We start from the raw sequence: 24,402 nt of genomic DNA on the forward strand, positions 1-24,402 counted from the left end.
CTGCGAGGCGTTGAGCTAACTGATACTAATTGCCCGTGAGGCTTAACCATACAACACCCAAGGGGTTTTGACGGACTCGAAGAGAACATTGAATGTGTAAGAACGAGAACAAACAAAGTCACTTTCCAAGATTTTAACGAATTTGCTTGGCGACCATAGCGTTATGGACCCACCTGACTCCATGCCGAACTCAGTAGTGAAACGTAACAGCGCCGATGGTAGTGTGGGGTCTCCCCATGTGAGAGTAGGACATCGCCAGGCTTCCAATTTAAGTGTGGAGCGGTAGTTCAGTTGGTTAGAATACCGGCCTGTCACGCCGGGGGTCGCGGGTTCGAGTCCCGTCCGCTCCGCCACTTCTTAGAGAAACCTCAGCAGAAATGCTGGGGTTTTTTGCTATCTGCGACCTGGAAAAGTGCTTTGCACTTTAGGTCACGTCCGGGAGTTCGGCCTCACTTGCCGTGCTCAGCTAGGCATCCCTATTGAGTCCTATCTGCTCCGCCACTTACTAAGAAGCCTTAGGCTGTATGCTCCGGTCGAATGACAGAGGTTTTTCTGTCAACATCATATGTGCCAACGCCTAATAAGCATCTGTATTAAAGGCTTCTGGTTAGAAGGTGATGCCTACCCGTGCAATAATTCCTGCGACCATAGCGAGATACATCAGAAACCCTAAGCCGTTACCCACCCATATTGTTGGGTTTTTATGGTAAAGCCCATAAATGGTCCAAAGCATGGCAATAAAAGAATAGAGCACCCAGGTTGTCAGGGATAACCCTGCGGCGTGCTCACTGTGTGAGAAGTAGAGCTTATAGATTTGAGGTAACGTTGCTAAAGGACTGACCAAGCCCATCACGAGCATCAAAGGTTCCAGTGCTTTCCCTATCTTTTCAACTACGCTCATTGCTCACCTCACTTGTGTTAATTCTTAGTGAGGATAGTCAGGAGATATGGCTGTTGCTGCTCTTCGCGATACCGATGCTGAGACAGTATCGCAACTAGATCGTTTTCCCTTCTGCTACGTCCCATAGCGCTTTAATAAGCGGGTTATCTATTTGCGATCGTAGACAGCACACTCCCAGCTCGAATGGCTTTATGGGGGCTAGCTTGAGCTTTTCAATTTTATCCCTGACAGGACTGTTATTGATCACTATATCCGGTGCGATGCCCACACCACACCCGAGCGCTACCATACTGACAATGGCTTCATGGCCGGAAACCTGCGCGTAGATGTTCGGTTTGATCTTCATCTTCTTAAACCAGGTGTTCGCGCGCTCTCTGGCGGTTCCTGCTTCCGGCACGATAAAGGGAATACAAGACCAATCAGGATGCTCACTTTGCAGGGTATCGGCGAAACTGCTGACACCTGCGGGTGCGATTACAGATAGCGGGATATCGCTGATAGGCTCGAATGAAACCTTCGAAGGAAGTTGTTCAGGCAAAGCGGATATTGCAATGTCTGCATCATCAGAGAGCACTTTATCTATCGCTTGTGCCGGGTCGCCGGTAGATACCTTAAGCTCAATAAGTGGGTGTCTTAAGCGAAACTCTGATAACAGCTCTGGTAGATGGCTGTAACTTGCGGTGACTGAACAGAACAGCCTTATCTCACCCACTAGTTCATTACCCGAGGTATTAAACTGACTTTGGTATTGTTGCCATTCAGACAGAATTCTCATCGCGACAGGTAATAGCTTTTTCCCTGCCAGTGTCAGCTCTACGCTTCGGTTATCCCTCAGAAAAAGCTGTTGTTCAGCTTCTTGCTCAAGCTTCTGTATTTGGCGGCTCAGCGCTGAGGGACTGATGTGCATTGCAGCGGCTGTTTTGGAGAAACTTTTACTGTCACATAGGTGTATGAACAGCTGAAGATGTTTGATGTTCATCGCTTAACTTCCATGTTGCAAAAAATGCAATTACATGTTGTGAATATATCACTTTAAGCAACTAATTACCTGATCTATGATGGGGGCAATTCGATGCAACAGATTGTCATGTTCGCATCGCCAAAGGACAAAATTTCTTCACGGAGTATTCGACATGTCTAACTATTTCAATACCTTGAACTTGCGTGAGCAATTAGCTCAGCTGGGTGTTTGCCGTTTTATGGATAAAGCGGAATTCGCAAATGAAGCGGATTACCTGAAAGGCAAGAAGGTTGTTATCGTGGGTTGTGGTGCACAGGGCCTGAACCAAGGTCTTAACATGCGCGACTCGGGTCTGGACGTGTCTTACGCTCTGCGTCAGGCAGCGATTGACGAGCAACGCCAATCTTACAAAAACGCGAAAGAAAACGGCTTCAACGTAGATAACTACGAAAACCTGATCCCTCAGGCTGATCTGGTCGTTAACCTGACCCCAGACAAACAACACACTGCAGTTGTTAACGCTGTGATGCCTCTGATGAAAGAAGGCGCTGCACTGGGCTACTCTCACGGTTTCAATATCGTTGAAGAAGGCATGCAAATCCGTAGCGATATTACCGTTGTGATGGTCGCACCTAAGTGTCCAGGTACTGAAGTACGTGAAGAGTACAAGCGTGGCTTCGGTGTTCCAACACTGATAGCAGTTCACCCAGAGAACGATCCAAAAGGCGAAGGTCATGAGATCGCAAAAGCATGGGCAGCTGCAACTGGCGGTCACCGTGCAGGCGTTTTGGAGTCTTCTTTCGTTGCGGAAGTAAAATCTGACCTGATGGGTGAGCAAACTATCCTGTGTGGCATGCTGCAGGCTGGCTCTATCGTTTGTTACGAGAAGATGATTGCTGACGGTATCGATGCGGGTTACGCGGGTAAACTGCTGCAGTTTGGTTGGGAAACCATCACTGAAGCACTGAAATTTGGCGGTATCACTCACATGATGGATCGCCTGTCTAACCCAGCTAAAGTAAAAGCTTTCGAGCTTTCTGAAGATCTGAAAGACCTGATGCGCCCACTGTACAACAAGCACATGGATGACATCATCTCTGGTCACTTCTCATCAACCATGATGGCTGACTGGGCGAATGATGACGTGAACCTGCTGGGCTGGCGTGCAGAAACTGCGGAAACAGCATTTGAAAACTACCCAGAAACTGACGTTAAGATTGCTGAGCAAGAGTACTTCGACAACGGCATCCTGATGGTTGCGATGGTTCGTGCGGGTGTTGAGCTGGCGTTTGAAGCTATGACTGCATCAGGCATCATCGAAGAGTCTGCATACTACGAGTCACTGCACGAGCTGCCACTGATCGCAAACACCATCGCACGTAAGCGTCTGTACGAGATGAACGTGGTTATCTCTGACACTGCAGAGTACGGTAACTACCTGTTCGCTAACGTTGCAACGCCATTGCTGCGTGAGAAGTTCATGCCGCTGGTTGGTACTGACGTGATTGGTAAAGGGCTGGGTGAAACTGGCAACCACGTTGACAACCAAACGCTGATCGACGTGAACGAAGCACTGCGCAACCACCCAGTAGAGTGGATTGGTCAGGAGCTGCGTGGCTACATGACTGACATGAAGCGCATTGCAGTTGGTGACTAATCACCGCAATAGATAAATACGAAAAACCCGGCAGTAGCCGGGTTTTTTTATGTCTTTCGTTTTGCGCTTAAGCGTCAGGCTTCTCGTTAAGCTTTTGCTCAAACTCAGCCAGTTTCTGTTCCATTTCAGTCAGCTTTTGGCGGGTGCGAAGCAATACCTGCGTCTGGACATCAAACTCTTCGCGACTGACAACATCCAGTTTAGCCAGCTGCGATTGGATCACCTCACGAACCTTCTGCTCAACATCATTACCCAGATCTTTTACCGGCTTCGGCATAGACTCATGGATTTGCTTGGCAATTTGCTCCAACTTTTTTGGGTCGAACATGCGTTACTCCTTATTTTGATGCCGTTATTCTAAGCAACACCTGACCTTTTGTCGAAAGTGTCGTATCGCAAAAGGCTACTACTCATTACGCTGAAAAAGAAAAGGGTCTCAATCGAGACCCTTTATCGTATTGGAAGAATATCAGTCCGCGGGTTTTTCCTGCGCTGAAACATTCAAATCTTCTTCAAACTCTGGCAGCGGTTCGTGCTTGCTCGCCAGATAGGTGTAGATCACCGGCAGTACAAACAGAGTGAACAGGGTACCAATCGCTAGGCCGGCAACGATAACGATACCGATACTGAAACGCTGCGCGGCACCTGCACCTGTGGCGTACATCAGCGGGATAAGACCTGCGATCATCGCTGCTGTGGTCATCAGGATTGGACGCAGACGTACTTTCGCGGCTTCCATCACGGCTTCCATCTTGTTCATACCACGATGAAGCTGCTCTTCTTTTGCCACCTCACAGATAAGAATACCGTGCTTGGTGATAAGGCCGATCAGCGTGATGAGACCTACCTGAGAGTAGATGTTCATTGATGCTGCGCCCCAAGCGAGGGCAATCAACGCGCCACAGATAGCCAGTGGTACAGAGACCAGAATCACCAGTGGATCACGCAGCGATTCGAACTGAATAGCCAAAACCAGGAAGATCACCGCCAGTGCCAGCATAAAGGTACCCACAAGCGCGCTACCTTCCGTCACGAACTGACGGGCTTCGCCAAGGTAATCGTGCTGATAACCGCGAGGAAGCTTCTCAGCTGCGATATTCTCAAACCAGTTGATGGCATCGCCCATCGCAACGCCTGGCGCTGCAACTGCACCTATGGTCGCAGAGTTCAGCTGGTTGAAGTGAGGCAGGGCGCGAGGCTCGGCTACCACATCAATGGTGATCAGTGAGCCCAGTGGCACAGCTTCACCGTTCGCCGAACGCACGTAGTAACCCTTTATAGATTCTGGGTTTAGGCGGTACTTACGCTCAACCTGCGGGATAACCTCATAGGATCGTCCATCTAAGTCGATACGGTTCACATAACCGTCAGCCATCATGGTGCCTAAGGTGATACCGATGTCCTGCATGGTCACGCCGTATGCGCCAGCTTTGTCTTTGTCGATGTTGATTTTCATCGTCGCCGAGTCGAAGTTCAAATCCATGTCTGAGTAGACAAACATAGAGTTGCTCTTTACTTCAGACAGTACGTCTGACGCTACCTGGAACAGGCTCTCGAAGTTGCTTGGTGTGGTGATAACGAACTGGATAGGCAGACCGGAAGACGCACCTGGAAGTTCTGGCATCTGGAAGGCAGTCACCGCCATACCCGGGATGTCTTTCACTTCCTCAGTCATACGCTTCACGATGTCTGCCTGACTGGCTTCACGCTCACTCCAAGGCACCAAAGAGGCGATACCAAATGCCTGATTGGATTTAGGCACACCAGAGAATACCTGTGAGAAGGCCACTTCTGGCTGGTCAGCCAGTTTCTGGTTAACTTCCGCCATGGTGTTCTGGATGTAATCTAAGTTTGCCGTTGATGGCGCTGTACCCATCATCACCAGCACGCCTTTATCTTCCGCTGGTGCAAGTTCACTCGGAATGAACTTGAACAGCAGTGGCAAGCTGACAAACACGATCACCGCGAAGGTGATGATGACAGGACGAACCTTCATCACGCCGCCCAGCATGCGGGCATAGCCCTCGGTCATACGATCAAGGAAGTGGTGTACTTTTGCTTCGAATTTGCTTGGTTGCGCATTGGCTTTCAGCATCTTCGAACACATCATCGGCGACAGGGTCAGCGCGATAATACCGGAAACAAATACCGCACCTGCCAGCGTTAAGGCGAACTCTTTAAATAGCGAGCCTGTGATACCCCCCATTAGTGCGATAGGTGCGTACACCGCTGCCAGCGTCAGTGTCATTGAAATGACGGGCACAGCAATTTCGCGGGTACCGATGATGGCGGCGCGGAATGGGGATTCCCCGAGCTTGATGTGTCGGTCGACGTTCTCCAGAACAACGATGGCGTCATCCACCACCAGACCGATAGCCAGTACCATTGCCAGCAGCGTCATCAGGTTCAGTGAGAACCCGAACAGCTCCATCATCATGGCCACACCGATCAGCGATAGCGGGATGGTGATGATCGGGATGAGTACTGCACGGAATGAGCCCAGGAATAGAGTGATCACCACCAGTACGATAAGCGCTGCTTCGATGATGGTTTTCACCACCTCATGAATCGATTCGTTGATGGCCACGGTCGAGTCATAAAGCACGTTCATCTTGATGGTGCTTGGCATGTTGCGCTCAAGCTCTGGGAGCTTCTCAAGCACATCTGCTGCGATGTTTATCGGGTTGGCGGTTGGTGCGGCGTTAATGGCTGCAACAACAGCTTCTGAACCGTTTGCTGTCGCACGGTAAACGTCATGGCTCTTCTCAAGCGACACTTTTGCGATGTCGCCAAGACGAATGACCTGACCTTTCTGGGTGGCAACAACCAGGCGTTTCAGCTCTTCGGTGTCAGAAACCTGAGTGTTTGCAGAACCGTTGTATACCATGTAGGTACCGATGGACTGACCGGTCGCAGACTGGAAGTTGTTGGCGTTCAGTACACCCATCACGTCTGTCGCTGTCAGGTTAAACGCAGCCATTTTTGCAGGATCCAGCCATACACGCAGCGCGTACTTGAGGCCACCATATAGGTCGATACTTGCAACACCATTTACGGTAAACAGCTGAGGCTTGGTCACACGTTCCAGATAGTCAGTGATCTGGCTGGAATCAAGCTCTTCCGACGTAAAGCCGATGTACATTACCGCTGTGGTAGAACCGGTCGACATCGACACTGACGGGTCTTCTGACTCACCTGGCAACTGTGCACGTACTGAGTTCACCTTTGCCAGAATGTCAGCAAGCGCAGCATTTGGATCGGTATTGAGCTTCATGTATGCCGTGATGGTTGAGCTACCCAGCACCGACTCCGAGGTCATGAAATCAATGTTGTCCGCCTGTGCAACGGCCTGCTCAAGTGGCGTAGTAATAAAGCCCTGAATAAGGTCAGCACTCGCACCATAGTAACTGGTGGAGATGGTGACCACGGTATTGGTCATGTCCGGATATTCCCGCACCTGCATCTTGAACATCGACTGCAGGCCAAGCAGTGCGATCAGAAAACTGATCGACACCGCCAGTACCGGACGCTTGATGAAAATATCAGTGAATTTCATAGCGGCCTCTTACAGTTGTGGCAGCTCTGCCGGTGGGTTGAGAGCATCACTTTCCACAACACGTACTTTCGCACCGTTGCTCAGACGCACCTGACCGGAAGTCACGACTTTGTCTCCTGGCTCCAGACCTTCCAGCACGTGTGCGATGTGATCTTTACGCTCACCGACTTTCACAACCTGCTGATAGGCTCGGGTTGCGCCATCTTCCTCCCGGAGTACATACACGTTCTCACCGTAGAGGGTAAAGTTGATGGCAGTCTGATCGACAACGATTTGATCTTCAAACGTCGGCAGAATGATGTTTGCACGGGCAAACATGCCTGAACGCAGTTGACCGTGGTTGTTTGGAATGTCTGCTTGTACCTGGATTAGACCGCTCTGGAAGTTAACTGCAGGCTCGATTGCGCTGATCTTGCCGGTAAATGGTGTGTCAGGGTAGGCATCTACCGAGATATCAATCTGTTGACCCAGCTTGATTTTCGCAATGTCGGTCTGTGGAACCGTGAAGCGAAGACGCATGATTGACGTGTCTTCCAGACGCACGATTTCTGTGCCTGGTTGTAAGTATTCACCCAAAAAGACGTTACGCAGACCGACGATGCCATCAAAGGGTGCATCAATGGTACGACGCTCAATCGACGCATTTAGACTTTCAACATCAGCTTGCAGTGAACGGAAATTCGCTTCGGCTTCATCCAGGGCTTCTTTAGAAATTGAGCCTTTACGGAACAGACCTTGGTAGCGCTTGAACTTCGCTTCAGCAGCAGGCAGGCGAGCTTGGGTACTCTTGAGGTTCGCGACTTCTACTTTTGAGTCTAATGCCAGCAAGACATCACCTTGTTTGACGGCCTGACCGGATTCAAAGTTGATGTTTTCAATGACGCCGCTGACTTCTGTGGTCAGAGTAACGCCCTGGTTTGGTTCGATAAAACCAATTGCCTCAATGGTAGGGATCCAATCGACTGAAACCATTTCTACCGCTGTGACCGGGAATTCCGGCTCAGGCATGTTTGCCATGTATTCGGCAATTTTCTGTTGCTTGAACATGTTAAAGCCAATCACGGTGCCGAATAGCAAAACCGCCACGACTAACATGACTACAAACCATTTCTTCATTTAGATTGCTCCGATTATCTATGAAGGCAGATAGCATCCCAGCAAGCGTTGATCGTATCCTCGATTGCTGATTCATCTAGTTCTATGACCCCTTGTACCTGTTTGCGTGCAAGGCAAACAGCTGGCTCGATACCAATGCCGGAAAGCACTGAAGTGGAGAGGGGTTTAAACGTTCCGTCTGCAATTCCTGATTCGAAAAACTGGTGGATGGGACTAAAAGCTTTTAAATCCATCAGGCGTTGCTCACCGTTTCTCTGATAGGGCAGACTGTCAAATTGTTCCCGATTGATTGCGTTATCGTCTCGGCGAATGGTTAAGTGCCATGTATTTAGCCACAGCGTGACGAATTGTTGCTTTAACGGCTTATCTGCGTCATGGCCTTCCAACATCTTGGTGGCACACTGCTGAACCACATGATTTCGAAGTTGACTCAGTAAGTCGTTTTTATCTGAAAAGTAACGGTAAATGGTGCCTGCTGCGACCCCGGCTTCCTTTGCTACCATCTGCATCGAGAGGCGATCAAAGCCATGCTGGGCCAACAAGCGTTCCGTTGCTTCCAAGATCTGTGTTTTCTTGTCAGACATAACACAGCGCTCCAATGAATGAACGTTCATTCATTGTATGGATTTTGTTACAGGCTGCCAACTCTTTCCTTTAAATCGACGAAAGATGAAGTGCGCCGTTATTCCGTCTATACCCAAACGACCTGAAGATGCAGGCTTCAGCGAGGTTGACTGGCGTTGTGATCGCGGCGCTCCTTTGCAGGTGTAGTCAACTCCATCAAAAAGGAGCAACAAAGAGCACGGCGTCAGTCAAATCGCCCGAAGGGAGGCCCTCAATGCGCCCACTTCTTTGTTAAATTCCACGGAAATAGAACGACTATTCCTCATGAAATTTGCCTCGAATTGAACGCATTGATGACCTCTGAATGCGAGCATCTTCAGGTTGTTTGGGTATACAATGCACCTGCTAAATATCGCGGGATTGAACAGAGGAACCACATGAAACTTAATCCAGCTCAGAATGACGCTGTCCACCATGTCTCCGGGCCCTGCCTGGTGTTAGCTGGTGCGGGTTCCGGTAAAACACGTGTGATCACCAATAAAATTGCTTATCTGGTCCAACAGTGTGGTTACAAGGCGCGTCACATTGCGGCGGTAACTTTTACCAATAAAGCGGCGCGGGAAATGAAAGAGCGCGTCGGCCAGACGCTGAACCGCCAGGAAGCGCGGGGGCTGATGGTATCTACCTTCCACACCCTCGGCCTGAATATCATTCGCCGCGAATATAAAAGCTTGGGCCTGAAAGCGGGTTTCTCGTTGTTTGATGATCAAGACCAGATGGCACTGTTAAAAGAGCTGACTGAAGATGAACTCGATGGCGACAAGGATTTGCTGAACCAGCTGCTGCATACCATCTCCAACTGGAAGAATGACATGCTGACGCCTCAGCAGGCGGAATCTGCGGCGATGGGCGAACGCGACCAGTTATTTGCCCATTGCTATGCCATGTACCAAAAGCAGATGAAGGCTTACAACGCGCTGGATTTTGATGATTTGATCCTGATGCCAGTGATCCTGCTGAAAACCAATCAGGAAGTGCGTGAGCGCTGGCAAAGCAAAATCCGTTATCTGCTGGTGGATGAATATCAGGATACCAACACCAGCCAGTACCAGTTGGTGAAGCTGCTGGTGGGGGAACGAGCCCGTTTCACTGTGGTGGGTGATGATGACCAGTCTATTTACAGCTGGCGTGGTGCGCAGCCAAAGAACCTTTTGATGCTGAATCAGGACTTTCCAAGTCTCAAAGTCATCAAGTTGGAGCAAAACTACCGCTCAACCAGCCGTATCCTGCGTGCGGCGAATATTCTTATTGCCAACAACCCGCATGTGTTTGAGAAAACCCTGTTCTCTGCGTTGCCAGACGGCGAAATGCTCAAAGTGCTGAAAGCCAACAACGAAGAGCATGAAGCAGAGCGTGTGGTCGGTGAGATCATTGCGCACAAATTTATGAACCGCACAGACTACAAAGATTACGCGATTTTGTACCGCGGTAATCACCAGTCGCGCCTGTTCGAAAAAGCGCTGATGCAGAACCGTATTCCTTACAAAATCTCCGGCGGGACCTCATTCTTTGCGCGGGCAGAAATTAAAGACATCATGGCGTACCTTCGTCTGCTGACCAATCAGGATGACGACAATGCGTTTTTGCGCATTGTGAATACGCCACGTCGCGAAATTGGCCCAGTGACACTCGAAAAGCTGGGAACGTACGCGAACATGCGTGGAAAAAGCTTGTTTGCGGCGAGTTTTGAATTGGGGCTTCAGGAGCACCTAAACGGTCGTGGTCTGGAATCCCTGCAACGCTTTACCCGCTGGATTGTTGAGCTTTCCGATCAGTTTGAGCGTGGCGATGCGGTTGATGCAGTGCGCTCGTTAGTGCGGGATTCACACTACGAAGACTGGTTATACGAAACCTCAGCCAGCCCCAAGGCAGCAGAGATGCGGATGAAGAACGTCTCCGATCTCTACAGCTGGATTGTGGCTGACTTGGAAGGAGACAACTACGACAACGAAGTGAAGACGCTTCGTGAAGTGGTTCAGCGACTGACATTGCGTGACATGATGGAACGTGGCGAGGACGATGACGATGCTGACCAGGTGCAGTTGATGACGCTGCATGCCTCCAAAGGTCTTGAGTTCCCGTATGTGTATCTGGTGGGGATGGAAGAAGGCTTTTTGCCGCATCAATCGAGCATTGACGAAGACAATGTTGAGGAAGAGCGCCGTCTTGCCTACGTGGGGATCACCCGTGCGCAACGTGAGATGACCTTTACGCTTTGTAAGGAGCGCCGTCAGTACGGTGAGTTGATAAAGCCTCTGCCGAGCCGTTTCCTTGAAGAGCTGCCTTACGATGATGTGGAATGGGAAGAGAAGAAAAAGCCCCAGACGCAGGAAGAGCGAATGGCAAAAGGGCAGGCAGCGATTGCCAACCTTCGCGCTATGCTCAAGAAGGACTGACAAAAATAAGCCGGGAATCCCCGGCTGTTTTAGGCTTCTAAAGCTTCTTCTGGAGTTTCGTTTTCGTGAAGCTTACGAATCACCTTAGCGGGTGTCCCACCAACCAGACAATCTTCCGGCATGTCTTTGGTGACCACTGAATTGGCTGCGATCACTGAGCGAGCGCCAATGGACACACCCTGGCAAATCACTGTATTGCCGCCCACCCAGACATCATCACCCACCACGATCGGCTTGCAGAAGGTTTCCCATTTGCGTCGGCTGCGGTAATCCATAGAGTGGCCGGCTGTGTAGAACTGGCAGTTAGGGCCAATGAGCACATTGCTGCCAATGGTAATTGGTGCACCATCCAACATCATCGCACCCATATTGATAAAGGTACTGGGACCGATATTGATGGTTTTACCAAACTCACAATGAAAAGGCGGCATTACCATTGAGTCATCCCCAATGCTGCCAAACAGCTCTGATGCAATATCAATGGATTGGTCAACCGGTAGAGTGTTGTAGCGTTGAAGGAGTTGGAAGGCTTTCGAGCGAATGGAATCAATCGTTTCATCGCACCCATTAAAGGCGAGGCCTTGGGTCATTTTTTCAAATTCGGTCATCTTAGGAACAGGAAAGAAGAAAACACGCGCGAATGATGGGCAATATAGCGGAGGAATTCAGTGTCCTTGCTTCCAGACTGATAAACAGGCATCAAAAAAGCGGCTTGAAAGCCGCTTTTTCACACAATCTTGGATGCCTTACAGAGACAGCATGTGGTCGATAGCAGCCACGATCTCGTCATCAGAGCAATCCATACAGGTTCCGCGTGCTGGCATGCCGTTGAAGCCCTCGATGGCGTGCTTGTTCAGCGTGTCACGACCTTGTGCAAGACGTGGTTCCCAAGCTGCAGGGTCGCTAACTTTTGGTGCGCCCGCGGCACCTGTCGCGTGACATGCCATACAGTAGGTGTTGTAAACGGAATCGCCGGTACGTGGGCCTGATGGTGCAGCCGCAGTCTCAACAGGTGCTTCGCCGTCCAAGTAAACGGAACCGACTGGTGCGATGCGTTCTGCAATGGCTTCTTCTGACATGTCAGCAGCGTGCGCTGTACCCATCAGAAACAAAGCGGTGACAGCAGATACTGCTAAACGACGTAAAAAAATTCCCTTTGCGCTCACTGTTTCACTCCCAATATCTTTTTGGTTCCGAATTATCGGACGTTTTTTATGCGGTTAGATATTTTTATCACAATTGTAGAGGTGGATCGGCTAACTGGGTCGACCTTTCAGCAATTGTGACGATCTTAATTACGAAGTATGGACGAAATAAGGTTAACTCCGTGTAAAGATTAAGTGATTATAGCGCTTTAGATTGTTGCGTGAAACCGTTATGATATCGCCTGCCTGCACTGTTTTTAGCCCGATCGGATAAAAATAAACCGTTCGAAAAAAAAATTAAAAAAAGTGCTAGACGGCAGGAGGCGATATCCGTAATATGCGACTCCGCCGACAGGGGCAAGCGCCCGTAGCTCAGCTGGATAGAGCGTTGGCCTCCGGAGCCAAAGGTCGCAGGTTCGAATCCTGTCGGGTGCGCCAGTCCGGAAAAGAAAATTTGGCGAAATAAAACAGTGGTGGCTGTAGCTCAGTTGGTAGAGTCCCGGATTGTGATTCCGGTTGTCGCGGGTTCAAGTCCCGTCAGCCACCCCACTCGGTGAATAGCGCAGTTTGGTAGCGCATCTGGTTTGGGACCAGAGGGTCGGGGGTTCGAATCCCTCTTCACCGACCACATTCAGAAAAGCCCGCTCAATCGAGCGGGCTTTTTCGTATCTGCTTTCTATTACGCTTTTAACTTCTTGGTTTGCTTAGTGTGGCGATCTGCTGGAGGTTAGTTAGCACTGCTTACTACCGCGCCTTCCCTGCAATCAGGACAATAAGCCGTCTTATTCTTGTCGACTGACGTTAAATACTGGCTCGGTGCCCTATTCTTTTTTGGGTTTTCTTCACACTCTTGATTTAAAAGTGAACGCTATTCATCATAGAAACGCGTGAAATGTTACATTTTCTTAGTTATCAGATGCATAGCTAACCATATTGAACACTTTGATTGCTGCCTCACATTTACCTGTTTTCCTTATCGGCAATTGCCCTTAAAACAAGGGTTAATACTCATACGGTTGTTTATCTGTTAATGCCTTTCTGCTGAATACTTATTCGATAAATCGCGCTTCTTATGGCTGATAGTTTCATTATGTTGATTTCTCGTGAAACATTTGCTAGATTGTAATGCGCTTATTTAGCCTGTTTTGTTGATGTTAAACAGGGATTGTTTTCCGGCAGGCACGGAATTGTGCAGTACCAAGGGTCTGGTCAATGGCATTATTGGAAGTTAAAAACCTCCGTATCGAGTACCCCTCTCGTCACGGCGTATTTGCAGCAGTGAAAGATCTCTCCTTTTCTATTGAAAGAGGAGAGATAGTTGGTGTGGTTGGTGAGTCTGGTGCAGGGAAATCGACGGTGGGTAATGCCGTTATCGATTTATTGAGCCCTCCGGGTCGAGTAGCCAGTGGGGATGTGTTCCTTGATGGTGAGAAAATCTCTGGTCTTGCACCTGACCAAATCCGTCGTTACCGCGGGGCGAGAATTGGATTTATCTTCCAGGATCCAATGACGTCTCTCAACCCACTGTTCACTGTTGAGCAGCAGCTGGTTGAAACCATCACGGTTAACCTGAATGTTGGTGAAGAGGAAGCCAAAAAGCGCGCATTGGCGCTAATGGAACAGGTGGGTATTCCCGAAGCACATAACCGCATTAAACAGTTCCCGCATCAATTCTCCGGCGGCATGCGCCAGCGTGTGGTGATTGCTATTGCACTGGCTGGCGAACCCGACCTTATTATTGCAGATGAACCGACAACCGCATTGGATGTGTCGATTCAGGATCAGATCCTTAACCTTATCCGCACGCTATGTGTCGAAAAGAATGTAGGCTGTATGCTGGTAACCCACGACATGGGTGTGGTTTCCAATGTCACAGACAAAATTGCGGTGATGTACCGTGGTGATTTGGTGGAGTTTGGTGAAACCGCCAAAGTGCTCAATAACCCAGAGCATCCCTATAGCCGCAGCCTGATTTCCGCTGTACCGCGTTCAGATATCAAACTCGATCGCTTTCCGCTCGTGAGTTACATCGAAGAAGCGGTGGAGATGAAGCCGCTGGATGTGAAAACCCACTGGCTGGGTCAAAGTCAGGACGAACGTGAATACACAGGCTCTTTGTTGAGAGTGGAAAACGTAAACCTGCGTTTTGTCACCAAAGACTCCTTCTTTGAAAGTCGCCGTGAATACGTGCAGGCGTCGAATAATGTCAGTTTTGAAGTCCATGAGGGTGAAACCTTTGGCCTTGTTGGGGAATCTGGCTCTGGTAAATCAACCATTGCCCGTGTGATTGCAGGTCTTTATCCGCCGAACTCGGGGAAGGTATGGTTTGAAGGTATCGATCTGACGTCGTTGAAAAGTGAAGCACAGCGCCGCCCGATGCGCCGCCAAATGCAGATGGTATTTCAGAATCCTTATTCATCAATGAACCCGCGCATGAAAGTGCAGGACATCATCGCTGAACCTATTCGTTTCCATAAGCTGGCAGATGAAAATCAGATCCGCCAAATCGTCGGCGATCTACTCGATCACGTCGGGCTGGGCCGTGGAAGCGGTATCAAGTATCCCCATGAATTTTCAGGTGGTCAGCGACAGCGTATTTCTATCGCACGTGCATTGGCAACCCGTCCACGCCTTCTCATTTGTGATGAACCAACCTCAGCATTGGATGTGTCGGTACAGGCGCAAATTCTGAACCTTTTAAAAGATCTGCAGCAAGAGTTGAACCTGACCATGCTGTTCATCAGTCACGACTTGCCTGTTATCAGACAAATGTGTGACCGCATTGGTGTGATGCAAAAAGGCACCCTGCTCGAAGTGGCGCACACCGAAGCGCTGTTTAAGTCACCGCAGCATGAATACAGCAAGCAGTTGATTTCTTTGATGCCTGAGTTCAAAGGCATGAGTGCAGTCGCAGGATAAAAACGAATCCCACCATCGGCGAGAGGATGATGTTGTGCTCGCTGGTGGTTTCAATTTGCAATACACAACATAACGGGAGCTAAGGCTCCCAGCATAAGGAGTCATGCAATGAAAACCTTCAAGAGCAAAATCGCGCTCGCGATGATGGCGGCGGGCCTGAGCTTCGCTGCGTCTGCAGCAGATATTACCGTTGCTTACGATGCCGACCCAGTGTCACTGGACCCGCATGAGCAGCTCTCTGGCGGTACTCTCCAGTTGTCCCACATGGTCTTCGACCCATTGGTGCGCTTTAACCAGTCAATGGAATTTGAACCACGTTTGGCGGAATCTTGGGAGCGTGTGGACAACGAAACCATGCGCTTTAACCTGCGCAAAGGCGTGAAATTCCACTCTGGCAACGATATGACCGCTGATGATGTGGTTTGGACCTTTAACCGCCTGAAATCATCACCGGACTTTAAAGGTATTTTTGAACCATTGGTTTCCCTGACCAAGGTTGATGACCACACAGTAGAAATCAAAACTGACGGCACATACCCGCTGATCGAAAACGTGGCGACCTACATTTTCCCGATGGACAGCAAGTTCTACACGGGCACCACTGCTGATGGTAAAGACAAAGCGGAAGTGGTGAAGCACGGTAACTCTTTCGCGTCGACTAACCTTTCCGGTACGGGTCCATTTGTCGTGAAATCACGCGAGCAAGGTGTAAAAGTTGAGTTCGAACGCTTTGCAGATTACTGGGACAAAGATTCCGGCGGTAACGTTGAGAACCTGACTTTGGTACCAATCAAAGAAGATGCAACCCGCGTAGCAGCAATGCTGTCTGGCGATGTTGATATGATTGCGCCGGTTTCACCGAACGATTACAAGCGTATCGAGAACGCGAAAGGTGTGGATCTCTACACCATGCCAGGTACCCGTATCATCACCTTCCAAATGAACCAAAATAGCAACCCAGCGCTGAAAGATGAGCGTGTGCGTCAGGCTATCGTTTACGCAGTAAACAACGAAGGTATCGCGAAGAAAGTCATGAAAGGTGCAGCGACAGCGTCAGCACAGCAAAGCCCTCCAGGCTATGCCGGTTACAACGAGAACCTGAAGCCGCGTTACGACCTGAAAAAAGCAAAGCAATTGATGGAAGAGGCGGGCTATGGTGATGGCTTCAAGCTGACCATGATGGCGCCAAACAACCGTTACGTGAACGATGACAAGATTGCGCAGGCAACCGCAGCAATGCTGTCAAAAATCGGTATCGATGTTGATCTGAAAACCATGCCAAAAGCGCAATACTGGCCTGAGTTCGACAAATGTGCAGCTGACATGCTGATGATCGGTTGGCACCCGGATACTGAAGATTCTGCGAACTTCACTGAATTCCTGGCGATGACCCGCAATGCTGACACTGGTAAAGGCCAGTACAACTGTGGTCACTACAGCAACTCTGAAGTGGATAAGCTGGTTAACGAAGCGAACAAAGAAACTGACCTGACCAAGCGTAATGCGATGCTGAAGAAAGTAGAGGAAATCCTCTACAACGAAGCGGCGTTCGTTCCTCTGCACTGGCAAGATCCTTCCTGGGCAGCGAAAGAGAACGTAGAAATTGGTCCAATCGTGAACGGGATGAACTTCCCTTACTTCGGTGACCTGGTCGTTAAGTAACGAGCGACCGCTTTTCCGCCGGAGAGCCCTCATTTCCGGCGGAGATAATGCAATGTAAAACGGAAACGGCCGTCATGACCACCCGTGGAGTGTCCGGCCGTTTCTTTCAGTAGGAAATCTCTACTGAAAGACTCAAAAGCAAAAATCTTCAAGGAAAGTGAAGGGGCTAGGAATGTTTACCTTTCTCGTCAAGCGCCTAATTCAGGCGGTGATAGTGATGTTTGTGATCAGTCTGGTGGCGTTCGCCATTCAGGACAACCTTGGCGATCCGTTGCGTGAGATGGTTGGTCAGTCTGTATCAGAGTCAGAAAGACAAGCCCTGCGTGATGAGCTTGGATTGAACGACCCTTTCATCGAAAAGTACTCACGCTTTGTCGGCAATGCGCTGCAAGGTGATTTGGGTACCTCTTATTTCTTCAAACGTCCGGCAGTTGATGTCATTCTCGACAAACTCGTCGCCACCTTAGAACTGGTGATCGGGGCGACCATTATTATTGTTGTCTTCTCTATTCCTCTCGGGGTGTACTCTGCCATCCACCCAAATAGCGTCTTCACCAAAATTATCATGGCAGGGAGTAGTATCGGTATTTCGATTCCTGTGTTCCTGACTGCCATTATGTTGATGTATATCTTCTCCATTGAGCTTGGCTGGCTTCCTTCATTTGGCCGTGGTGATACGGTCAATGTGTTTGGCTGGGAGACAGGTTTCCTCTCACTGGATGGTCTTTCACACCTGATCCTGCCAAGTATCGCGCTGTCATCTATTATGCTGCCGCTGTTTATCCGTCTGGTTCGCTCTGAAATGCTGGAAGCGTTAAGCACCGAATACGTGAAATTTGCCCGTGCCAAAGGCTTGCCAGAGAGAACGGTGCAGTACAAACATGCTCTGAAAAACACCATGCTGCCCGTCGTGACGGTCGGTGGTGTACAGATAGGTACCATGGTGGCTTACACCATTTTAACGGAAAAAGTCTTCCAGTGGCCCGGTACCGGCTTTTTGTTCCTCGAAGCCATCAACCGTGTGGACACGCCACTTATCACAGCATATGTCATTTTTGTCGGTTTGCTGTTTGTGGTCACCAATACTCTGGTGGACTTGTTGTACGGCCTGATTAACCCAACGGTTAACCTGACAGGTAAGGGGGCATAATCATGACCAATGTGAATACCAAAACGCCTTCTCGTTGGCAGCAGTTTCTGGACTCGGACTTTTTCTATTTCTTCAAACGCGACAAAGTGGCGATGTTCAGTTTCGCCGTGTTCCTGTCGTTTGTGCTGGCCGCAATTTTTGCGCCGCTGATTTCGCCAAGTAACCCTTACGACTTAGCGTCTATCGATATCATGGACTCCGAACTTCCTCCGACCTGGATGGAGTGGGGTGACGAGCGCTTCTTGCTGGGTACTGATAACCAAGGGCGCGATATTCTTTCCACCATTCTTTACGGTCTGCGCATTTCATTGATGATTGGTCTTGGTGCAGTGGCACTTCAGCTGCTATTGGGCATCGTGATCGGTTTGAGTGCGGGATACTTTGGCGGTCGTATCGACAGCTTCCTGATGCGTATCGCTGACGTTCAGCTTTCTTTCTCCACCATGATGGTGGCGATCATCGTGTCGGCAATTTTCAAAGCCAGCTTTGGCAGCGACTTCTACAGTGAGTACGCGATTTTAATGCTGGTGGTGATTATCGGTATTGCCGAGTGGCCGCAGTATGCCCGAACAGTGCGCGCCTCGGTATTGGCGGAAAAGAAAAAAGAGTATGTGGAAGCCGCGCAGGTGATGGGCTTCAAAGCGCCTCGTATCATGTTCAGACATATTCTGCCCAACTGTCTGTCGCCAATCCTGGTGATTTGTACCGTGCAGGTAGCCAACGCCATCATGTCAGAAGCAGCGCTTTCCTTCCTTGGGTTGGGGATGCCAGTTGATAAGCCTTCGCTTGGCTCACTGATCAGTATCGGCTTCACTTATATCTTCTCTGGTGCATGGTGGATCACTGCTTTCCCTGGCATTGTGCTCGTCACCTTAGTGCTGGTGATCAACCTTCTGGGTGACTGGCTGCGCGATGTCTTCAACCCCAAAATTTACAAAGGTTAATGAATAAAGACAGGGCAGCATCACGCTGCCCTTTCTGTTATTCACTCGTTATTTCGTCGATTTCGCGCTAGGCTAACTGTCTGAACAATAAAACTTCGTGACGGTATCGAGTTCAATGCTCTCAAGACTTTTCAGCATTCTAGCTATCTCATTACTTTGCGTATTTTCCTTCGCTTCGGCACAGGCTGCTGAAGCTTGCGAGTCCGCAGAAAAAGATGGATGGCAAGTCGTGCAGCAAAGCTGCAAAGTGGGTGCTGGGCTCTGGTCAAAGCGCCCGATCAAAAACGAAGGTCGGTTCTGGGTGCAATGTGGTGTGGTCAGCCAGTTACCTAAGCCTTGGTTTAAGAAAGAGATTGAAGCTGTGCTTATGCAGGACAAATTGGTATTCCGTCAGGAAGGCAATCAATACCGCTGTCTGGTTGGGCCGTTTGAACGCTATTCGGAAGCTGAAATCGTCAAGGATGTCATGAAGCAGCGCAAAGTGTTCGCTTCAGCCTTTATCCGCGATATATCTCAGCCCGAGAAGGCAACACAGCTCAGCCAGTCCGCCAAGCCTAAGAAAACGGCGGTCGTAAAGGCTTCGAAGCCAGCGAAGACAGAACGTCGATACATTGATGTCGGGTCGTTGAAAAGCCCGATGCCAGAACTTAATGAACCGCGCTACAGTGCCAAACAAAACGTCTGGTGGCGTGCCACGTTGAGGGAAGCCAATCAGGCTTGTCGGCAAGATGGTATGAAGTTGGTCTCTGAATCGACATTGAAAACCCTGTCATCCATGCCGGACTGGAAAAATACCTATCCAAGCAGACTGCCTTACTGGGTGGCAGAAATGCGCGCCTTCGACGTCGTGATGGGGCTTTCCATGCCACTTTCACTTGAATCAGCGTTACTGGTGCTTTGTGAGCCTCAGTAAGGCAATTGTACTGAGCTTCGGTCAGAGTTGTGAATTCTGCTGTAGAAACAAGCGTTAAATCCCTCCTCGCCGTCTGCCGCTTTTAAAATAGCTCCGAAGAAGGCACGCGTTTTTCGTTGTACGGCAGTAAAAGGCAAATCATTCATGCACTCCCGCAGTCTCCCTGTTTTGAAGCTAGTTCTCTCGAGTTTCCTCCTTATATTCAGTACTTCTGTGTTTGCTTCTGAGGATCTTGATGCTCGCTGCAAAGGTGAAAAATCGTCTGAGGGTTACTCTGTCGTGGGTGAAAGCTGTCCTATCGGTGAAGGGCTATGGGGGAGAAAGCCTGCTAAGAGCGGCGCGTTTTGGGTGCAGTGTGGTATTTATGCGGAGCTGCCCGAGCAGAATGAAGCCATCAATGGTGCGCTCTATCGAAAGGAAGGCCGTCAGTATCGATGTTTAGCGGGGCCTTTTGATTCTTTTGGCGAAGCGATTGAAACGCGAAACGACTTGCGAGCCCAAGCAGAAACCGCTGATGCCTTTATCCGTCAGGTGGGTTATCAGCCAGGCGTGGAAAAAACAGTATTGAAGACAAAGCCGGCTTCCGCAAAGAAGGGGCTGATCAGGCACCAGGAGCAGGTTTTAGGGTTTTGGGCACCCAAGCCAAAGGGTATGGATACACGATACACCATCAACCGCCGTGACTGGTGGCGGGCTACGTATCAGGAAGCCAACAATGCCTGCCTCAATAACGGAAAAAAACTGGTGTCAGAAAGGAGCCTGAGAAACGCGATATCAACATCGCGTGGTGTAGAAGCACTGCCAGATCTTTACCCTTACTGGCTTAGTAACGGGCAGGTTTACGACATCAAACTGGATATGTCGTTTGTGGCAATATCAGACACGCTGACATTGAATGTGTTGTGTGAGTGATAGGCAGAAAAAGCGGCCGGATGGCCGCTTTTTTTGCGTAAATTGACCTTAATTAGCAATTTTGCGCAATGTCTCTGTCGCAATTTTGTTTCCGTTATCATCAAGTGTGAAACGGTAGAATAGGCCTTGGTCCCAGTTTTTACCTGCAGGGATGTAGCTGAAGCGGTTGATCTTGAAGTTGTCTTCCACGTCATCTGCTTCGCGATCGTTCCAGCGAATCGTCGAGTTAAGCTGGTCTAGTGTTGCTTTCGACGCACCAGCTTCATTCGTACCAAACCACCAGTAGTCGATACTCGCCAATTCTGCGTATGAGTAAACGTCTTCTTCATACTGACTGATGTAGCAGCCATCTTGGTTGGTGTTCAGTTCCTCTCCGGACATGCTCAAACCTACCTCCGTGAAGGTAAAGGTTGCTTTTGCGACCATCTCTGGACAAACAGGGTTAAGCGCGGTTGCTTCCCAGGTACCAATAAAGTCGACGTAGCGGTCTACTCCCGGCTTTTCAACTGGATAAGTGAAACTGATGCTTTCAACAGCTCGACCTAAGTGGTTTCCGTTCAGGTATTCTTTTGTACGCGTTTCGGTGTAAACATCAGTGATAGGGTCATAAGAGCCGACAAGGGTTTCCTTCTGCAGTGCAGAACCATCCTGTGCGTCAGAATCATCACGTGTAAGCTCTTGATAACGGGTCAGTGCTTTTTCACTGCAATTGGCGTTCGCCATACATTCGTACATGTTACCCATTTCAGCAACGCCATCCCAAGAGTGGGCAATGTCTTCAGTAAGAGTGCTTTCTGGATCCACTAGTTCATAATCATAGTGGTGGAGAACATCGTCCCACTCAGGCTTTGGATAGTTTGTGTCACCATCACATGCTGGGAGTTCATTTCCGTTTTCTTCTACCCAACCAAACTCGCCATCGTTAGCAATACAGTTCAAATAAGTTAGGGCGTAGTCACTGCTGATGGAGCCGTCATTAGAGCCAGCGCGCTCAATGAATTTTTCGCTCTGAAGAGTGAAGATAGAGGATTTTGGCGCGTTCGTTTTTTCGAATACGTTGTTACCAAACGAACGGTCAGCGTGAATAACCAGTTGGTTATCGTATGCGTTTGTATTTGGCTGAACTATGCGTTGCGTCGCGCTGCGTTGTACAAAAGTCCAGTTAGAGCCTTTTGCCCAGTGTGTCAAAATGGTGTCGGAGCCACGCTCCAAGCCAGCTAGTGAATTCTTCAGGTGTTCTTTCGCGATCTCTTCGGTAACCAGTTCGTTAATCGTCATTTGCAGAGCGATTAGCAATGGTTCGACTGTCTCCTCTAAGCGATCCAGTTCAATAGCCATCAGTGCTTCAATGAGGTTTGAATCTTCGGCAGCATTTTGAATTTCAGCAGGGATGCGGATCAGTGTGTCATCAACATTTTCGTTGATAGTAAGCAGTAGACGAACCAAAGATATGACGCGGTCTTGCGTACCCAATACCTCGTAAGGTGTGCTGATATCACGACCTGAAACGCTACCCAGAATCAGGCCACCATGTTGGTTACCCAGCACAAATTTTATACGAGGGCTGCCTTCAAGAATATCGTAAGCTCCAGTCTCGTCTGTCAGGTGACCTTCGTCATTCGCTAAGTCGCCCTGAACGTAGTACAAGCCCTCTACTTGGGCATCGATGAATCGACCGTTTTCAGGAACTGCGATAGTTGGCTTTTTTTCTAGTTCCGTGGAAGTTCCGCCTGTTGAACCGCCGCCAGTAATTGGTGCTGAATCATCACTACCACAGCCCGCAAGAATTAACGCAACTGATGCTGCCAACACAGAAGTTTTAAAGTTCATCTCTCACCCAGAATGAATAAATATTTGAATAGACACTTAGATAAATCGACCAGTTGCGCTCAGCACTCTGGAATGAAGGTCTAATTATTTGAAAGAGACAGAAAGCTCAATAGACCTTCTTTTTGTGAGAGTTTTATCTGAGGTTTTTTAACAAACGAGATATTGTATTGTGATCTGGCGCACGATGGGTTTGGGGTCAGGCAAATTAACTGTCAGTTTCATGATGAGAAAGTTGGTGGGGTGTCAGGGAGTGCTTTGACTATTTATCTGATTTAGAAGCATAAAAAAGCCCCGCGGGTGCGAGGCTCTTATTAATCGCTTTGCGATCAGCGCATGGTAACGAATTCCTCGGAACCCGTTGGGTGGATCGCGACGACGCTGTCAAAATCCGCTTTGGTTGCACCCATCTTCATTGCGACGCCAAAGCCCTGAATCATCTCATCCACGGTGTAGCCAATGCCGTGCAGACCTACGACTTTCTCGTCATCACCCGCACAGACCAGCTTCATCTTGCATGGCTGACGGTGCTGGGTAACGGCGGTGTACATCGCGGTGAAGCTGGAGGTATAAACCTTCACATTCTCTTCGCCGTACTGCGCTTTCGCTTCGCCTTCGGTCAGGCCGATAGTGCCGATGGGTGGGTGGCTGAACACCACGGTTGGGATCAGCTCGTAGTCCATCTTGGCGTCTGCTTTACCATTGAACAGGCGCTCTGACAGTTGACGACCTGCTTTAACCGCAACTGGCGTTAGCTCAACACCACCTTCCATGATGTCACCCACGCAGTAGATACCAGAAACATTGGTGTTCTGGAACTCATCCACTTTGATGTAGCCACGGTCATTGGTTTCCACACCTGCTGCAGCCAGATTAATCTTATCTGTGCTTGGGTGGCGACCGATTGCCCAAATCAGCAGATCGGTGTTGTGGGTCTCACCGCTTTCAAAATGCAAGGTCAATGAACCGTCAGACTCTTTCACCACTTCTTTTGGAATCGAGTGGGTGTGAAGCGCTGGGCCTTCTTTTTCCATCACTTCAACCAGTGTGTCGATAATCATTGGGTCGAAGCTGCGGAGTGGAGACTCTTTACGCACAAACAGGTGAGTTTCAGTGCCTAGTGCATTCAATACACCGGCGATTTCTACTGCGATGTAACCTGCACCAACCACTGCAACGCGTTTAGGCTGCTCGTTCAGCTCAAAGAAGCCGTTTGAGTCGATACCATGTTCCGCGCCTGGAATGTTTGGAATGGTTGGGGCACCACCGACAGCAATCAGGATGTTGTCAGCAGTGTAGTGCTCGCCGTTCACCTCAACCGTTTTGGCATCAACAAACTTGCCGAAGCCTTCAATCACTTCGATGTTGTTCTTGCCCAGCACGTTTTCATAAGAGGTATGGATGCGGCCAATGTAGGCTTCACGGTTTTCTACCAGCTTGTCCCAGCTGAACTTGTTCAGTGTGGTGTCAAAGCCGTAGTCAGGGCCGTACATTTTGATGGCTTCTGCGATTTGCGCACCGTGCCACATCACCTTTTTCGGTACACAACCTACATTTACGCAGGTGCCGCCGAGGTGTTGCGCTTCAATCAACGCGACTTTTGCACCGTACATCGCGGCACGGTTTGCAGAAGCGATACCGCCACTGCCGCCGCCGATACAAATATAATCAAAATGCTTGGCCATGAGTTTCTCCGTTTGGTTATTCTTAAATCCCGTT

18 protein-coding genes, 4 tRNA genes and 1 rRNA gene are annotated in these 24,402 nt (G+C 49.5%); 13 read left to right on the forward strand and 10 right to left on the reverse strand.

Features of this window, described 5'->3' with window-relative positions; translation table 11 throughout:
- Positions 1-145: 145 nt before the first annotated feature.
- Both rrf and G5S52_RS17020 read left to right on the forward strand, forming a co-directional pair.
- A 5S ribosomal RNA gene (gene rrf / locus G5S52_RS17015) occupies positions 146-261 on the forward strand.
- A 15-nt stretch (positions 262-276) separates the two neighbouring features.
- Positions 277-353, forward strand: a tRNA-Asp gene (locus tag G5S52_RS17020).
- 254 nt (positions 354-607) lie between these two features.
- Here G5S52_RS17020 and G5S52_RS17025 read toward each other — a convergent pair.
- Both G5S52_RS17025 and ilvY read right to left on the reverse strand, forming a co-directional pair.
- Entirely contained in the window at positions 608-901 is a 294-nt protein-coding gene (locus G5S52_RS17025; protein WP_165016409.1) for a SemiSWEET transporter, read from the reverse strand.
- A gap of 94 nt (positions 902-995) precedes the next feature.
- On the reverse strand, positions 996-1,880 hold the full coding sequence (gene ilvY, locus G5S52_RS17030; protein WP_165016412.1) for an HTH-type transcriptional activator IlvY: 885 nt from the start codon (positions 1,878-1,880) through the stop codon (positions 996-998).
- Positions 1,881-2,034: 154 nt separating this feature from the next.
- Between ilvY and ilvC the strand changes: the two genes are divergently transcribed.
- The gene (gene ilvC, locus G5S52_RS17035) at positions 2,035-3,519 is read left to right on the forward strand and encodes a ketol-acid reductoisomerase (protein ID WP_165016415.1); all 1,485 of its coding nucleotides are present in this window, start codon (positions 2,035-2,037) and stop codon (positions 3,517-3,519) included.
- Positions 3,520-3,586: 67 nt separating this feature from the next.
- Here ilvC and ubiK read toward each other — a convergent pair whose 3' ends face one another.
- The 4 genes from ubiK to G5S52_RS17055 all read right to left on the reverse strand — a co-directional run bounded on the left by ubiK (position 3,587) and on the right by G5S52_RS17055 (position 8,775).
- Positions 3,587-3,847 (reverse strand): ubiquinone biosynthesis accessory factor UbiK, encoded by a 261-nt coding sequence (ubiK, locus tag G5S52_RS17040; RefSeq protein ID WP_165016436.1) that lies wholly within the window; start codon positions 3,845-3,847, stop codon positions 3,587-3,589.
- Positions 3,848-3,988: 141 nt separating this feature from the next.
- Complete coding sequence (locus G5S52_RS17045; protein ID WP_165016439.1) at positions 3,989-7,075, reverse strand: multidrug efflux RND transporter permease subunit; 3,087 nt, start codon at positions 7,073-7,075, stop codon at positions 3,989-3,991.
- A 9-nt stretch (positions 7,076-7,084) separates the two neighbouring features.
- Complete coding sequence (locus G5S52_RS17050) at positions 7,085-8,191, reverse strand: efflux RND transporter periplasmic adaptor subunit (protein WP_165016442.1); 1,107 nt, start codon at positions 8,189-8,191, stop codon at positions 7,085-7,087.
- A gap of 14 nt (positions 8,192-8,205) precedes the next feature.
- Positions 8,206-8,775 (reverse strand): TetR/AcrR family transcriptional regulator, encoded by a 570-nt coding sequence (locus G5S52_RS17055; RefSeq protein ID WP_165016446.1) that lies wholly within the window; start codon positions 8,773-8,775, stop codon positions 8,206-8,208.
- 417 nt (positions 8,776-9,192) lie between these two features.
- Here G5S52_RS17055 and rep point away from each other — a divergent pair, with 417 nt between their 5' ends.
- Positions 9,193-11,211 (forward strand): DNA helicase Rep, encoded by a 2,019-nt coding sequence (gene rep / locus G5S52_RS17060; protein ID WP_046307215.1) that lies wholly within the window; start codon positions 9,193-9,195, stop codon positions 11,209-11,211.
- Between the two features lie 29 nt (positions 11,212-11,240).
- On the opposite strand, the gene G5S52_RS17065 is transcribed toward rep, so the two are convergent.
- Both G5S52_RS17065 and G5S52_RS17070 read right to left on the reverse strand, forming a co-directional pair.
- A complete protein-coding gene (locus G5S52_RS17065) occupies positions 11,241-11,819 on the reverse strand; it encodes a sugar O-acetyltransferase (protein ID WP_165016449.1) in 579 nt (192 codons plus the stop codon).
- 138 nt (positions 11,820-11,957) lie between these two features.
- On the reverse strand, positions 11,958-12,377 hold the full coding sequence (locus G5S52_RS17070) for a c-type cytochrome (protein ID WP_002535491.1): 420 nt from the start codon (positions 12,375-12,377) through the stop codon (positions 11,958-11,960).
- Positions 12,378-12,717: 340 nt separating this feature from the next.
- Between G5S52_RS17070 and G5S52_RS17075 the strand changes: the two genes are divergently transcribed.
- The 9 genes from G5S52_RS17075 (at position 12,718) to G5S52_RS17115 (ending at position 20,856) form a co-directional block, all read left to right on the forward strand.
- Positions 12,718-12,794, forward strand: a tRNA-Arg gene (locus G5S52_RS17075).
- 35 nt (positions 12,795-12,829) lie between these two features.
- Positions 12,830-12,905 (forward strand) — tRNA-His (locus G5S52_RS17080).
- A gap of 2 nt (positions 12,906-12,907) precedes the next feature.
- Positions 12,908-12,984: transfer RNA gene (locus G5S52_RS17085), tRNA-Pro, on the forward strand.
- Positions 12,985-13,568: 584 nt separating this feature from the next.
- Positions 13,569-15,275, forward strand: a complete 1,707-nt coding sequence (locus G5S52_RS17090; RefSeq protein WP_165016452.1) for a dipeptide ABC transporter ATP-binding protein — start codon at positions 13,569-13,571, stop codon at positions 15,273-15,275.
- Between the two features lie 108 nt (positions 15,276-15,383).
- Entirely contained in the window at positions 15,384-16,937 is a 1,554-nt protein-coding gene (locus tag G5S52_RS17095; RefSeq protein WP_165016455.1) for an ABC transporter substrate-binding protein, read from the forward strand.
- Positions 16,938-17,109: 172 nt separating this feature from the next.
- Positions 17,110-18,087: an ABC transporter permease gene (locus G5S52_RS17100; protein WP_046303420.1), complete on the forward strand. Its 978-nt coding sequence runs from the start codon at positions 17,110-17,112 to the stop codon at positions 18,085-18,087.
- A gap of 2 nt (positions 18,088-18,089) precedes the next feature.
- On the forward strand, positions 18,090-19,031 hold the full coding sequence (locus tag G5S52_RS17105) for an ABC transporter permease (RefSeq protein WP_165016458.1): 942 nt from the start codon (positions 18,090-18,092) through the stop codon (positions 19,029-19,031).
- A gap of 115 nt (positions 19,032-19,146) precedes the next feature.
- A complete protein-coding gene (locus tag G5S52_RS17110) occupies positions 19,147-19,944 on the forward strand; it encodes an SPOR domain-containing protein (RefSeq protein WP_165016461.1) in 798 nt (265 codons plus the stop codon).
- Between the two features lie 144 nt (positions 19,945-20,088).
- The gene (locus G5S52_RS17115; protein ID WP_165016464.1) at positions 20,089-20,856 is read left to right on the forward strand and encodes an SPOR domain-containing protein; all 768 of its coding nucleotides are present in this window, start codon (positions 20,089-20,091) and stop codon (positions 20,854-20,856) included.
- Between the two features lie 48 nt (positions 20,857-20,904).
- On the opposite strand, the gene G5S52_RS17120 is transcribed toward G5S52_RS17115, so the two are convergent.
- Together G5S52_RS17120 and gorA are read right to left on the reverse strand one after the other, a co-directional pair.
- Positions 20,905-22,686 (reverse strand): hypothetical protein, encoded by a 1,782-nt coding sequence (locus G5S52_RS17120; protein ID WP_165016467.1) that lies wholly within the window; start codon positions 22,684-22,686, stop codon positions 20,905-20,907.
- Positions 22,687-23,012: 326 nt separating this feature from the next.
- On the reverse strand, positions 23,013-24,368 hold the full coding sequence (gene gorA, locus G5S52_RS17125) for a glutathione-disulfide reductase (protein ID WP_165016470.1): 1,356 nt from the start codon (positions 24,366-24,368) through the stop codon (positions 23,013-23,015).
- Between the last annotated feature and the right edge of the window lie 34 nt (positions 24,369-24,402).

It is taken from the genome of Grimontia sedimenti, assembly GCF_011045095.1.
In the GTDB taxonomy this organism is placed as follows: Bacteria; Pseudomonadota; Gammaproteobacteria; order Enterobacterales; family Vibrionaceae; genus Enterovibrio; species Enterovibrio sedimenti.

Bases quoted from the DNA above. Each gene is read 5' to 3' on its own strand.
- G5S52_RS17025 (WP_165016409.1), bottom strand. From the start codon at position 901: ATGAGCGTAGTTGAAAAGATAGGGAAAGCACTGGAACCTTTGATGCTC.
- gorA (WP_165016470.1), bottom strand. From the start codon at position 24,368: ATGGCCAAGCATTTTGATTATATTTGTATCGGCGGCGGCAGTGGCGGT.
- G5S52_RS17050 (WP_165016442.1), bottom strand. From the start codon at position 8,191: ATGAAGAAATGGTTTGTAGTCATGTTAGTCGTGGCGGTTTTGCTATTC.
- rep (WP_046307215.1), top strand. From the start codon at position 9,193: ATGAAACTTAATCCAGCTCAGAATGACGCTGTCCACCATGTCTCCGGG.
- ubiK (WP_165016436.1), bottom strand. From the start codon at position 3,847: ATGTTCGACCCAAAAAAGTTGGAGCAAATTGCCAAGCAAATCCATGAG.
- G5S52_RS17120 (WP_165016467.1), bottom strand. From the start codon at position 22,686: ATGAACTTTAAAACTTCTGTGTTGGCAGCATCAGTTGCGTTAATTCTT.
- G5S52_RS17090 (WP_165016452.1), top strand. From the start codon at position 13,569: ATGGCATTATTGGAAGTTAAAAACCTCCGTATCGAGTACCCCTCTCGT.
- G5S52_RS17095 (WP_165016455.1), top strand. From the start codon at position 15,384: ATGAAAACCTTCAAGAGCAAAATCGCGCTCGCGATGATGGCGGCGGGC.
- ilvY (WP_165016412.1), bottom strand. From the start codon at position 1,880: ATGAACATCAAACATCTTCAGCTGTTCATACACCTATGTGACAGTAAA.
- G5S52_RS17055 (WP_165016446.1), bottom strand. From the start codon at position 8,775: ATGTCTGACAAGAAAACACAGATCTTGGAAGCAACGGAACGCTTGTTG.
- G5S52_RS17115 (WP_165016464.1), top strand. From the start codon at position 20,089: ATGCACTCCCGCAGTCTCCCTGTTTTGAAGCTAGTTCTCTCGAGTTTC.
- G5S52_RS17110 (WP_165016461.1), top strand. From the start codon at position 19,147: ATGCTCTCAAGACTTTTCAGCATTCTAGCTATCTCATTACTTTGCGTA.
- G5S52_RS17045 (WP_165016439.1), bottom strand. From the start codon at position 7,075: ATGAAATTCACTGATATTTTCATCAAGCGTCCGGTACTGGCGGTGTCG.
- G5S52_RS17065 (WP_165016449.1), bottom strand. From the start codon at position 11,819: ATGACCGAATTTGAAAAAATGACCCAAGGCCTCGCCTTTAATGGGTGC.
- ilvC (WP_165016415.1), top strand. From the start codon at position 2,035: ATGTCTAACTATTTCAATACCTTGAACTTGCGTGAGCAATTAGCTCAG.
- G5S52_RS17105 (WP_165016458.1), top strand. From the start codon at position 18,090: ATGACCAATGTGAATACCAAAACGCCTTCTCGTTGGCAGCAGTTTCTG.
- G5S52_RS17100 (WP_046303420.1), top strand. From the start codon at position 17,110: ATGTTTACCTTTCTCGTCAAGCGCCTAATTCAGGCGGTGATAGTGATG.